Consider the following 12667-nt stretch of genomic DNA (forward strand, 5'->3'; position numbering starts at 1 on the left):
CGATACTAGCGGCAGGGCCCGGTGCGCCGCTGCAATAGTCGCGGTGCACAGGGTTGCAAGCGGCACTCTAGGGCTGAACTTCCTCGATGAGTTGCAGGCACCGCGCCATGCTCTTGCGCTGGTCGAACGCCACCAGCGCAGCCTCGCTCGGGATATAGGGGTTCTTCACGATCTCCTTCGCGAGCGCCACGCCTTTTCCAAGCCAGTCGGCTTGCGTGACATCGACCACGATCACCCGCGCGCGCATACACTCCGGTAGTGCCTCGATATATTGCGCGGGCGCGCAGAGCGCTGCCGCGCCTGCGAAGATCGCCTCATATACCGAACGCGGCGATGAATCGCTCTCCGGAATGGAAACCACGCAGATCGCGCTCGCCATCAAACCGTACAGATCGGTCTTGTCGATGCAGCCCAGCATCGCATCCCGCTCCTGGACCAAGGTGCTGACAGCCTCGTAATAGACCCCTTCCGTAAACGGGAAGGTCAGGGTCAGCGATGCGTCCGGCAGCGCCGCATCCCGCCCCGCGAAGATCTCCGCGATCCGGTAGTTGGAGGAAATCGCCCGGATCGACATGATGCGGTCGCGGACGTCAGACTTGGGCTCCTGCACGGCCCGGATATTGATGCCGTTCTGGACGATGAAGACCGGCCGGTCGGTCATGCCGACAAGCACTTTGCGCATCGCCTCGGAATCGACCGTGATAAAGCGCGCCTTGCGAACCGAGCGCTGCAGCAGCCAGCGGTAGAAGCGCGATTTGGGGCGGACCAGAACCTCGCTGCCCTGCGGGATCGCCGCATAGGGCGCGCGCGTGAAGCTGGCAACGAATGCGTAGTAGGTCGAGTGCGCCAGAAGGAACGGCTGGTTCAACTTGGCCAGATGCCGCCGCAGCAGGAATATCTGGATCGGGATGACCAGAAACTTGATCAAGTTGCGCCATTTGTGGCCGACCGCCGTCGCTTCGGTTGAAAGCAGACGGTCAATGATGATCAACTCGCGCGCGTCATCCCCTTCCCGAAACAGGCACGGCAGGCCATCGCCTTCGTAATTGTCGGTGATGAACGGCACCGGCTTGCCCAGCAAATCCGAGCAAGAGCGAAACCAGTCGAAGGTGTGGAAGCAGCGCCCGCTTCCGAAAAAGGCCACGTTCATTTGAATTTCACGCCAATAATCATGAGGACTCAGGCCGTGGATTCCACGAGCAGCTTCAGCCCTTCCTGGATGGTCACGCGCGGCGACCAGTTGAGAAGTTCGTTTGCCTTGGAGATGTCGGCACGCGTGTCCATGATCTCGGACACCCGGCGGATGCCGGTTGATACCACCGGCACGTCGCGGCCGACCAGCGCCTTGACGATATCCGCCACCTCGCCGACCGAATAGCTTTCGCCGCTGCCCACATTGAATACCGCGAACGGCGAATCGTGGAGGGCAGAGGCGATGAACGCCTCGGCCACATCCTCGACGAATACATAGTCGCGCTTGGGCTCCAGGTCCTGGACCTGGATCGCTTCGGAATGCTTGGCCTGGTGGACGATCGACGGCAGCAGGAAGCGCGCGTCCTGGTTGGGGCCGTAAATGTTGAACGGCCTCACGATTGCGGCCGGGAAACCGAACATGTGCGAGAAATGCTCGACCATTTCCTCGCACATCCGCTTGGAAAGGCCATAGGGGTTGGAGATATCCACGCGCGCCGTTTCGGCGATGGGGAGCGTCTCCGGATTGCCGTAGAGATAGGAGCTCGCATAGATGATCTTGGCTTTGTGCAGGCGGCAATATTCCACCGCGGCAGCCGTGATCTCGAGATTGTCCTGCACGAACCGGTACGGCGTCTCCCAGCTTTCCGGCACGAACGTCCGGGCCGCAAGCTGAAACACATAATCGGCGCGGGGCAGCCCCTCCCAGCTCGCAAAGTCACGCAGATCGCCTGCCGACCGGCCCACCGAAATCACCGTCAGGTCCGCAAAGCGCGCCAGCCGGCTCTGCAGGCTGCGCCCGAGAAGGCCCTCGCCCCCCGCGATGATCGCGACGCCCTTCATTAGAGGAAAAGGTCTTTCTTGGCGTCGAACTCGTCGATCGCCTTCATGTAATCGTCGGGCCGGCCGATATCGAGCCAATAGCCGCTAAAGTCTCGCACAGCGACCCTCTCTCCGCGCTGCATCAGGTCCAGCATAAGATGGTCGAAGCCATATAACTGACCGGCGGGAATGAGATCGAGGCAGCGGCGGCTGGCCATGTAAACGCCCATGCTCACCAGATAGTCGGATTTCGGCTTTTCGCGGAATCCCGACAAATGGCCATCGGCATCACGGTCGAGCACGCCGTAGTCGACGATCTGCTGGCGCAGGTGTGCCGAGATCGAAAAGACCGAATCCGACGCCACATGGCGATCGTAGAAACCGCCAAAATCCAGGTCGGTCAGCACGTCGCCGTTCATGACCAGAAAATGCTCGGGAAGATCGGCCATCAGCCGCAACGGCCCCATCGTGCCCAGCGGCTGGTCCTCGAGCGAATAGTCGATCTTCACATCCAGCCGTTCGCCCGATGCGAAATAGGCCTTGATGATCTCCGCCTGGTGATTGACGGCGAGCGTGATGCGATCGAAGCCGGCCTTGACCAGCTGCCGGATGATCACCTCGAGGATCGGATACTCACCGATCGGCATCAAGGGCTTGGGCAGGACGGTCGTATAGGGCCGCAGACGCGTACCCTTTCCGCCCGCCAAGATGATCGCCCGCTTTTCCATGGATGACACTCCTGCGTAGTCAGTCGTTCGAGGGAGAGAATTGATCGGGCTTCACTTGGACGGGGCCCGTTTCCCCAACAGCTCGTTCACGAGATCGAGATAGGCGTCGCACATCTGCGCGATCGTCAGGCTGCTCGTGGCATAGCCGCGCGCGTTCGCGCTCCATTCCTGCCAGCGCTCGCCGGGCAGGCCGTAGAGCGCCTCAATCGTCTCGGCAATCGCCGTCGGCGTCAGGTCGGGAATGACCAGCCCGCGCTCGCCGGCCCGGCCGGATAGGAGCGCGTTGTCGCACATATCGGAAACCAGCACCGGCCGCCCCGCCATCAGCGCTTCGCAAACGACATTTGGCAAACCTTCATAGAGCGAAGGATGGACGAGCGCATGGCAGTCGACGAGGAACGGGTTCACGTCCGAATGCTCGCCCGCCCAGATCCAATTGGCCTTCAGCGCGGGATAGCCTTCGATGACGTCGCAGGTCTCGCGGTGGAGCTGCGCCGCAGCCGGACCGCTCTCGACCCGGCCGACCCAGGTCAATTGCGGCATCTTGCCGGTCTTCTGGTGAAGCTGGACCAGTGCTTGCGCGAGCGCCTTGGGATTCTTCTGCTCGGTAATCCGGCCGATCGCGAGCAGCTTCAGCGGGCCTTCGCCCGGCGGGTTCAACGCGACATAATCGGTTATCGGATAGCCGTTGTAGATCGTCCGCGCCTTGCGGCGGAGCCACGGGAAGTGGCGCAGCCAATCGGTCTGGCTGTGGCTGTTGCTTACCACGACGGAGGCGAGCGCATGCAACACGCGCCGCGCCCGGCTGAACAGCCAGCCTTTCTCGGCATGATAGCTCAATCGCTCCGACACGATCAGCTTCTGACCCGGCATCCCGAGCTTCGCCAGTTCGGCATAGATATTCGGTGCGTCGAGAAATGAGATGACGGCGTCGTACTGTGCCTCCCGCATGCTGCGCAGCAAGGCGGCGGGCACTTCGAGCGAATATCTGCTCGACTTGGCGATATTCAGGATCGGGATCGCAGCCGCTTCGATAGCGGGCCGGAAGATATCCGCGTCCGAAAAATGATAGACCGCCAAGGTCACGTCCACGCCGCGGGCCTGCAGCCCCAGCGCGAGATTGGTGATCTGCCGCTGCGCTCCGCCCGATCCGAGATAGTCGATGACGAGAAGGATTTTCATGCGGCGTTCTCGCGCAGCCAGGATTGGAACATAAGTGCGATCCACAACGGATCGCGATGGTTACGCTGGCCTGACAGGTGTTCGGTCCAGCGCGCGCGGATCGCAGCGACGTCTAGCAAGCCGCTTGCGCCGAGGCTCTCGGCGGAAAGCAAATCCTCCGCCCATTCGCGAAGCGGACCGCGAATCCAATGGTCGATGGGGGGCGCGAACCCCATTTTGGGCCGCTCCAGAATCTCGCGCGGCACGCTGCGGTACAGCAGGTTGCGCAAGGGCATCTTGCCGACGCCATCGCGCACCAGCGCCTCGGTCGGCAAGCGCATCGCGAACTCGACAACCCGGTGATCGAGGAACGGGGCGCGCGTTTCAAGGCTGACCGACATTGCCGTGCGATCGACCTTGGTGAGAATGTCGTCTGGCAGATAGCGATGCGTGTCAGCGAGCATCATCAAACCGACATGATCGACGCCCTTCGGCATAGCGGTCGCCGGTATCGTGCCATGCGACCCGATCACCGGCGGCACGCGCCACTGCGACAGCGAGAGATCGTACATTCCCGCCAGGAAGGCAGCGGGATCGCGGCTCGACGATGGCGAATAGGCGGCGCCGCCGATCCGGCGCCCGGCCAGGGTCCGCAACGGTCCGGGTGCGAGCCGGCCGAAGTTCCACACCGCGCGCATCCGCGGGCTATGATAGCGGCTATACCCCGCAAACAACTCGTCCGCACCGTCCCCGCTAAGCGCGACGGTCACTTCCTGGCGTGCGAGCCGCGAGACCAGCAGCGTCGGGATCGCCGAGGTGTCTCCAAAGGGCTCGTCGAATAGCGCCGCCAGCGAAGGAACGACCGCCTGCGCATCCGCTGCGGTCAGTTTCAGCGTGGTCTGCTCGGTGTCCAGATGCCTCGCGACGGCTTCGGCATGGACCGATTCGTCATATTCGGGTTCTTCGAATCCGATCGTGAAGGTCTTGATCGGCCGGGCCGACTGCGCCTGCATCTGCGACACGATGGTCGAGGAATCGATGCCACCGGACAGGAAGGCGCCGAGGGGCACATCGGCGACCATCTGCTGGCCCACGGCCTTGGACAGCACCGCTCCCAGCGCGTCCGCAGCATCTTCCGCGCTGCCCCGGAAACGATCGGCGCGACCAGCTTCAGCCGCAGTGTCGATCGACCAATAAAGCGTCGGCTCCGGCAGGGTCCGCCCCGAGCCCAGGCGATAGGTGAGGTACGATCCGGGCGGCAACTTGCCGATCCCGGCCCAGATCGAGCTGCGGCCCGGCGTATTGCCGAAGCGGAAATAATTGCCGAGCACGGCCGTGTCGATCTGCCGCTCGAACGCAGGATGGGCCTGAAGCGCCTTGATCTCCGAGCCGAACAGGAGGTGCTGGCCTTGCCAGCCCAGATAGAGCGGTTTCTCGCCCATCCGGTCTCGCGCCAGTGTCAGCGAGCGCTCGTGCCGATCCCAGAGCGCCAATGCGAACATGCCCGCACAGGCCTGCAACGCACGCTCGATGCCCCATGCCTCGATTGCCGCCAGCAGGGTTTCCGTGTCGGAATGGCCGCGCCACGATCGCCCTGCCCCGCCAAGCGCTTCGCGGATCTCGGCGTGATTGTAGATCTCGCCATTATAAACGAGCGTAAAGCGCCCGCTCGCCGAATCCATCGGCTGTGCGCCCGCCGACGACAGATCGACAATGGACAGGCGGCGGTGGCCCAGCGCCACACCGGCCGCGGCATCGACCCAGACATCCCCCGCATCGGGACCGCGATGCCGGATGCGATCGGCCATCGCGGTTACAATCCGCGTCGCCGCATCGGCGCCCATCGGTGCTAGCGAGACAAATCCGGCAATGCCGCACATGTCAGGCAGCCTTCACGGTGTTGACGGTGCGCCAGCCGACCGGAAGCGACGCGCTCCGGCGATACATGATCGGCGTGAAGCAGGTGGCCAGCACCACCCACATCAGCTTCACGTTCAGTGTCTGCCCGGACAGCACCGAGCCGAAATACGGCATGAGCAACATGAGCGGCAAAATCTGATCGGCGTATCGAATCTGGCGAATGGCACCGACCAGCGCCAGAAAGTTCATCGCCAGGAAGATCAGCAGTCCGACGATGCCGCCCAGGAGCAGCATTTCCACCAGCACGTTATGCGGGCTCATGAACTGGCCGAACAAATGGGTGGCGAGCTTGTCGAACCCAGAATAGCCATGCCCGATCACGAAATCGTCGAAGTTTCGCAACTCGTCGAGATACATGGTCCACACGTCGCCGCGGCCGGCAAGGTCGCCTTCATAATAGGATCTTTGCAAGCGATCCATCAGCGGTATGTCCGTGGCCAAAACCAGATACGGCACCGCAACCGCCAGCCCCGCACCCATGGCAAGGGCGCCAAATACGAACTTGCGCCCCCACAGCATGTATCGCGTATAAAAAATCATCAGCGCCACAAAGAACGAGATCGCCGCGACGCGAGAGCCCGTCTCAATCATGAAGAGCGCCGTCAGCAATGCCATGAACCCGCACGCCGCGCTCAGCGGGAGCGCCGTCTTGAAGAACCGGAGCGACGAGTAGATCAGCACCATGGTGGCGACCGTCATGCGAACGCCGATCAGGTTGGAATTGTCGCCGAACAGAATAAGCCGACCATCTATGTCATATTCGACGCCGTAGCCGGCGATTCCCAGAACCGAAATGATGGCTGCACCGAGGGCGAAATAGAGCAGTCCGTCTATTACGACCTGGGGGTCCGAGCGCTGGTGGCAGACAAGAACCCAGAAGATCAACGCACAGGAGAAAATGGATTCGTCAAAGAACCTGCCATAATCCTCGGTTATATTATAGACGCTCACAATGATCATCACGATCTGCATGCAAAACAGAAGTATTGTGAACGCCTTCCCCTCCTTGCTCATCACCAGGGGGACGGTTGCCATTACGACGATGGCATAACCCAACGCCGTGATGCGGCTGATGGAGAGGCCTTTTTCGCCATCTCCGAGCAGGTTTACCATTTCGAAGTTGATCGAGAACAAAAGCACGAAAAGCGCGAGCCGCGCCCATATCAGCTTCTGCGCCGTCAAAACTGGTCGCGTACTCTCATTCATACCCGATCACCCAAGCTGGCCGGACGGTTTTTCAGCCAATTGCGCGTCGACGGCCCGAACATTGTCGTGAAACCCGTCGATCTGCGCAGCGAAACCCAAAGGAAAATGCTCCAGACCATCAGAGACGACGCTGAAGCCATTGCCGCACCCGCCGCGCCGAAATGCGGGATCAGGAGCGGGTTCAGCACGACGTTGCAAAGCGCTGAAGCACATAAACCGGCCAGCGTCATTCGCTCATGCCCGGTCAGGCTGAGCACGGTCGCAACCGGACCGAAGCACGAGGCGAAGAACCGGCCGAGCGCCAGGATATACAAGGGTACCGCCGCGGCGCCATATTCGGCGCCGAAGAGGATCAGCAAAGCGAGGTGACCGCCAACCAAGATGGCGATCAGGCTAGCGAAGCTGATCAGCGCGCTGACCCGGGTGCTCATATGGATGAGCTTCTGCAATTCGTCGCGCGCTCCCAAAGCATGTAGCCGAGCGATTTCGGACGAAATCACGGTGTTGACGGCAATGATCGCAAACGATGCGAGCGTCGCAATGGCGCTGGCAACGCGGTAATGCGCGATCTGGGTGGGGCTGGTGAGCAGCCCGAGCATCACCGTATCGACATTGTCCATGATCAGCTGAACGCTCTGGATCATGCCGAAGCTGACCGCTGCAGTAACCAGCGCGCGCCGATTGAGCGCACCCGCAGCGGAGCGGTCGATCGGACGGTCGGGCAGTCCCTTGGCGCTCAGCGTCCGCAGCCACCACAACGCCGCGCCCGCGCCGATCACACAAGTTACCGCATAAACGGCGATAGCGGTTTCCAGTGTCAACGGGCGCGTCGCGTTGACCAGTGCAATCGCGCCCATGATGACCAATATGCCGATCGGCCGGATCAGATATTCGGGGATCTGGCTGGTGACGACGAACCCCATGCCCTGCACGCTGCCGACACCGACATGCATGAGCGGTACCGCGAACAGGATCACGATCAGCAATATCCCGACCGTGATGTTGCCGGTTATGCCAACGGTCATCGCCGCCCAGGCGATGCCGATCGCCGCCGCCACTACGCACAGGAGCGCCGCAGTTCGATAGGCCCAGAGCCAGGTGTGATAGGGATGCAGCGCATCGGGCCTCGCGACGGCATACGCCGTTTCGCGCAGCACGACCTGCCGCAACCCGGTGCCGATCGGGAAGGACACGATCGCCAGCACCGCCAACAGGAAATTGTAGCTGCCGAAATTGTACGGCCCCATCACCCGCGCCAGCAGCGTCGCCGTAGCCAGGCCAAAGACCGCATTGGCGACGCTCAGCCCGAACACCTTCGACGCGGAACCCGCGCGAAGCTTTTGCAGTAACGAAAGAATCGCGGCGCTAGCCACCGATCGGCGCTCGTACGTTGAGGAATGGCATGCGGTCTGGCGTCACAGGACGCCACGCGTATCGATGACGACCTTGTCCTTCAGCAGCGCACGATCGCCCGCCATGAACTGCGCATGGTCGACCAGCAGCAGCACGATGTCTGCGCGCTCGACGGCATTTGCGTAAGTCGTCAGCTGCAGATCCAGCGCCTGCAAGCTCGCCGGCAACGCGTCGACATGCGGCTCGACCACCAGCAATTCGCCGACCTTCTGCGTGGCGAGCATGTGAACAATGTCGACGGCCGGGCTTTCCCGCAGATCATCGACATTGGCCTTGTACGCCAGCCCCAGGCAGGCGACCACGGGCCGCGCGAACTTCGCCGCTGCCTGCTTGACCTTGTCCGCCACGAAATGCGGCTTGCCGTCATTGACCGCGCGAGCGGCCTGGATCAGGCGGCTATTCTGCCGATCGGCGGCGACGATGAACCATGGATCGACGGCGATGCAATGCCCGCCAACCCCTGGTCCGGGATTGAGGATATTGACGCGCGGATGCAGATTGGCGAGCCCGATCAGCTCCCAAACGTCGATCCCCAGCCCGTCGCAGATCACGCTAAGCTCATTCGCGAAGGCGATATTTACGTCGCGAAACGCATTTTCGGTTAGCTTCGCCATTTCGGCGGTGCGGGCGTCGGTCAGCTTGATCTGGCCGCGGACGAACACGCGATACAGATCGCTCGCCGCCTGCGCGCATTTTGGGGTCAGCCCGCCGATGATGCGATCGTTCTCGACCAGCTCGCGAAGAATCTGTCCGGGCAACACGCGCTCGGGACAGTGCGCCACGCGAATGTCCGAGGCTTCCCCCGCCTGATGGGGAAACGTCAGGTCGGGCCGGCTGGCCGCCAGCCATTCGGACATCCGGTCGGTCGCGCCGACCGGTGCGGTCGATTCGAGCACGACCAGGTTACCCTTGGCGAGGACCGGCGCGATCGACCGTACTGCCGCTTCGATATAAGCGAGGTCCGGCTCGTGATTCTCGCGGAACGGCGTCGGCACGGCGATGATGAAGGCATCTGCCGCTTCGGCCGTGAGCGTCGCGCGGAGCTTGCCCGATTCGACAACCTTGCGCAGCAACACATCGAGTTGCGGTTCGACGATATGCGGCTCGCCACGGTTGATCGAGTCAACCGATGCCGGATTGACGTCGATCCCGATGATATCGACGCCATGATCGGCAAACACGACCGATGTGGGCAGGCCAATATAGCCAAGACCCACCACGCCTACGCTGCGCACGCCGCTCATACGGCACTTCCCATATTTTCAGATCCCGATTTGATGCGATTTCCGATGCGCCCCGCCGCATGGCCGTCCCCGAAGGGATTCCGCGCCTGCGCCATTGCTGCATATGCTTGAGGATCGTCGAGCAGTTCGACGACATTGGCGATCAGCGCCTCGGCAGAGGTGCCGATCAGTCGCGCGGTGCCGGCAATCATGGCTTCCGGTCGCTCGGTCGTGTCGCGCGTCACCAGCACCGGCTTGCCGAGCCCCGGCGCCTCTTCCTGGATACCGCCGGAATCGGTGATGATCAGGGTCGCCCGGCTCATGAGATGGACGAAGGGCAGATAGTCCTGCGGTTCGATCAGATGGACCGCCGGGCTTTCCGAAAGCACTTCCCACGCCACCTTGCGGACATTGGGGTTGAGATGGACCGGATAGACGATCTGGACGTCGCCGCGCTTGCCGATCTCGGCCAACGCACGGCAGACCCGCTCAAGCCCGCCGTCGAAATTCTCGCGGCGGTGTCCCGTGACCAGCAACAACCGCTTCGACGGATCGAGGAACGAGAACTGCTCTTCAAAGCGCTTGCCGAGCGTGCGATCGCTTTCCAGCTTTGCCGCAACCCATTGCAGGGCATCTATCACCGTGTTCCCGGTGACCAGTATGTCCTCTTCGCGCACGCCCTCGGCGCGCAAATTGCCGGCGGCGATCTCGGTCGGCGGGAAATGCACCGTCGCAAGCTGGCCGACCAGCTTGCGGTTCACTTCCTCAGGCCAGGGAGAATGGATGTTCCCCGTGCGCAGGCCCGCTTCGACATGCGCAACCTTCACCTTCGCGTAAAACGCGGCGAGCGCGCCGGCCATCGCCGTCGTCGTGTCCCCCTGCACAATCACCCAGTCGGGCTTGAACGCCTCGATCACGCGGCCGACGCCTTCGAGCACGGCGGTCGTGATGTGGGTCAGGCTCTGGCCCGGCTTCATGATGTCGAGATCATAGTCCGGCGTCAGGCCGAAAACGTCGAGCACCGCATCGAGCATCTGCCGATGCTGCCCGGTCACGCAGGTTGCGTGCACAACATCGGGGTCCTGCGCCAATGCAAGCACGACGGGTGCGAGCTTGATCGCCTCGGGGCGGGTGCCGAATATCGTCAGGATGCGGGTCATATCGGAAGGTCGATGCCTGTTTGAGTGCTGGCGAATGGCGGAGTCAGGGCTGGCCGCGATCCGCGGGCGTTACCCGGTCGGAGTCGTGAAAGGCCATCTCGCGTTCCAGCGCCTGGATCTCGCCTTTCAGGACCTCATACTCGGCAAGCTTGCGACGCAGGAAGCGATTTGTCAGCGCCGCGCGCTCGGCGATGCCCTGGGGGGTGAGGACGTGCAGATACCCCAATTTGTGGCGCGATGTCTTGAAGTTCTCGATCTTGACCAAACCCTTGTCAATCAAGGCTTTGAGGCAGTAATTTACACCGCCCAGGCTGATATCCAGCGCACGGGAAATATCCCGCTGGCTGTATTCCGGATGCTCCTCCAGCAGGCGGAGCAGGCGAAAATGAAGGTCCTCGCGCTTGTCTGGTGCCGACATGATCGTTCAACAACGAATGATAGAATAGCTACCGCACGGCGGGTGAAAATCACCCACCGCTGGGAGGCCGGTACAGCCTTCCGTTCGAATTTGAACGCTTAGAGAGGGGCCGCGCATTTGTGAAGCCCGAAACCGGCTTGCTGGCTGCAAACGTCCCGTCGATGCACATCCAGCCGACCACGCCGCGGCCAGCGGATAGCGACTGCTTGCGGACTATTTGACGGCTATTGGACTCATCGACACCGGGCCCAGCACGACCCCAGTTTCGGACTGCGTATCCGCGCCCTTGACGATCACGCCGAGCTGCTGCCCGGGGCATTGGGCCGGGATCGTGACCGGCGAACGATAATTCTGCTCCGCAGTGCCGGTCGGGAATTCCTGCTTCCAGATCGTCTCCGACGATCCAGCGGGCAGGCAGCGCAATACCCAGGTCACCGAACCGGATTGGGATTCGGGCAGCGGCGCGATCGTCTGATTGAAGCTATAGTTGCCCGGCTTCAGGAACATCACACGGGTAGCCGCCACGCCACCGGCATTGTCGCTGGCGACAACCACCAATCTCTGCCCGTCATCGCGCCGCGTCCGAAGACCGGTTGCGTCGGCAAGCTCCCAGGCGATCGGGCCCAGCGCCGGATCCATGGCCGCATCGGTGAACCCGACCTCGTTCAGCGCTTGCGGGCCCATCTTCAGCGAGAGGGCATACCGGTGCATGACGTCGTAATGGTTGTCGACAAACAGCTTCTTGAGCAGTTGGCCATCGAGGCCCGCATAGCTCCTGTCGGCTGGCATGCCGCCATTGGCCATCAGGATTTCAGCGACAGCCTGCGAATTCGGACCGTTGGTGATGGCGAAGGTCAGGAAGCGCGGCAGCCAGGGCCGGGACGCACGCACAAGAGGCCCGAAGGCAGCCTGAATCTCGGGCTCGCTGAGGGCGTCGCTAAGCACGGGGAAGAGCAGGTCTGCCGCAGCATCGCTGATGGATAGCGCGATGTCATAGTGATCGAGCGCGCCGGGAATGTCGTTCGCGGCAACGCGGTCTTCGATCATCCAGACATGCGACAGAAAGTCGCGCCGTGACACGCGATTGCCGAGCTGGATCAGGTTACGCGCACCGTCCTGGTCATTCCTGAAGGCCTGGGCCAGACCCAGCTGCCGCAATGCGCCGGTAGTGAGGGGTGACGATTTAAGCGCAAGTCGGGCCGAGGCCGCCAATGGCGCAGGATCGACGGCTTCGCCTTTCGCGGCCAGCATTTCCTGGTCCGCTTTGGCAACCAGCGCGTCGGCATCATCGGGATCAAGCCAAAGCGCGCTGGAAGGTGCAAGCTTGCCGAACGCCGCTACATGCGCCTGCGCGCCTGCGAGCGCAGCAAGGCAGACAGTCGCCGCACCGATCAGGATAGCTCGCACTGTCTGCCTAGCCACGAT

General features: G+C 62.3%; 11 protein-coding genes. All 11 read right to left on the reverse strand.

Annotated features, from left to right (window positions below):
• Positions 1–67 precede the first annotated feature (67 nt).
• Positions 68–1150: a glycosyltransferase gene (locus SSO01S_RS16030; protein ID WP_066801071.1), complete on the reverse strand. Its 1083-nt coding sequence runs from the start codon at positions 1148–1150 to the stop codon at positions 68–70.
• 29 nt (positions 1151–1179) lie between these two features.
• Positions 1180–2034, reverse strand: a complete 855-nt coding sequence (locus SSO01S_RS16035) for an NAD-dependent epimerase/dehydratase family protein (protein WP_066801074.1) — start codon at positions 2032–2034, stop codon at positions 1180–1182.
• Positions 2034–2741 (reverse strand): sugar phosphate nucleotidyltransferase, encoded by a 708-nt coding sequence (locus SSO01S_RS16040; RefSeq protein WP_066801077.1) that lies wholly within the window; start codon positions 2739–2741, stop codon positions 2034–2036. The genes SSO01S_RS16035 and SSO01S_RS16040 overlap by 1 nt, the downstream gene beginning before the upstream one ends.
• A gap of 51 nt (positions 2742–2792) precedes the next feature.
• Entirely contained in the window at positions 2793–3923 is a 1131-nt protein-coding gene (locus tag SSO01S_RS16045) for a glycosyltransferase (RefSeq protein ID WP_066801083.1), read from the reverse strand.
• Complete coding sequence (asnB, locus tag SSO01S_RS16050) at positions 3920–5782, reverse strand: asparagine synthase (glutamine-hydrolyzing) (protein WP_066801086.1); 1863 nt, start codon at positions 5780–5782, stop codon at positions 3920–3922. The genes SSO01S_RS16045 and asnB overlap by 4 nt, the downstream gene beginning before the upstream one ends.
• 1 nt (position 5783) lies before the next feature.
• On the reverse strand, positions 5784–7004 hold the full coding sequence (locus tag SSO01S_RS16055; protein WP_066801089.1) for an O-antigen ligase family protein: 1221 nt from the start codon (positions 7002–7004) through the stop codon (positions 5784–5786).
• A gap of 20 nt (positions 7005–7024) precedes the next feature.
• On the reverse strand, positions 7025–8401 hold the full coding sequence (locus tag SSO01S_RS16060) for an oligosaccharide flippase family protein (RefSeq protein ID WP_066801100.1): 1377 nt from the start codon (positions 8399–8401) through the stop codon (positions 7025–7027).
• A 42-nt stretch (positions 8402–8443) separates the two neighbouring features.
• Positions 8444–9685: a UDP-N-acetyl-D-mannosamine dehydrogenase gene (gene wecC, locus SSO01S_RS16065; protein WP_066801102.1), complete on the reverse strand. Its 1242-nt coding sequence runs from the start codon at positions 9683–9685 to the stop codon at positions 8444–8446.
• Positions 9682–10824 carry a non-hydrolyzing UDP-N-acetylglucosamine 2-epimerase gene (wecB, locus tag SSO01S_RS16070; RefSeq protein ID WP_066801104.1) on the reverse strand — a complete coding sequence of 381 codons (1143 nt, stop codon included), beginning with the start codon at positions 10822–10824 and terminating at the stop codon, positions 9682–9684. Before wecB ends, wecC begins: the two co-directional genes overlap by 4 nt.
• 43 nt (positions 10825–10867) lie before the next feature.
• Positions 10868–11242, reverse strand: coding sequence for a MarR family EPS-associated transcriptional regulator (locus SSO01S_RS16075; RefSeq protein WP_066801106.1), 375 nt, complete (start codon positions 11240–11242; stop codon positions 10868–10870).
• A gap of 213 nt (positions 11243–11455) precedes the next feature.
• Positions 11456–12664, reverse strand: a complete 1209-nt coding sequence (locus tag SSO01S_RS16080; RefSeq protein WP_157073824.1) for a hypothetical protein — start codon at positions 12662–12664, stop codon at positions 11456–11458.
• Positions 12665–12667 lie beyond the last annotated feature (3 nt).

It is taken from the genome of Sphingomonas soli NBRC 100801, assembly GCF_001591025.1.
GTDB lineage: Bacteria > Pseudomonadota > Alphaproteobacteria > Sphingomonadales > Sphingomonadaceae > Sphingomonas > Sphingomonas soli.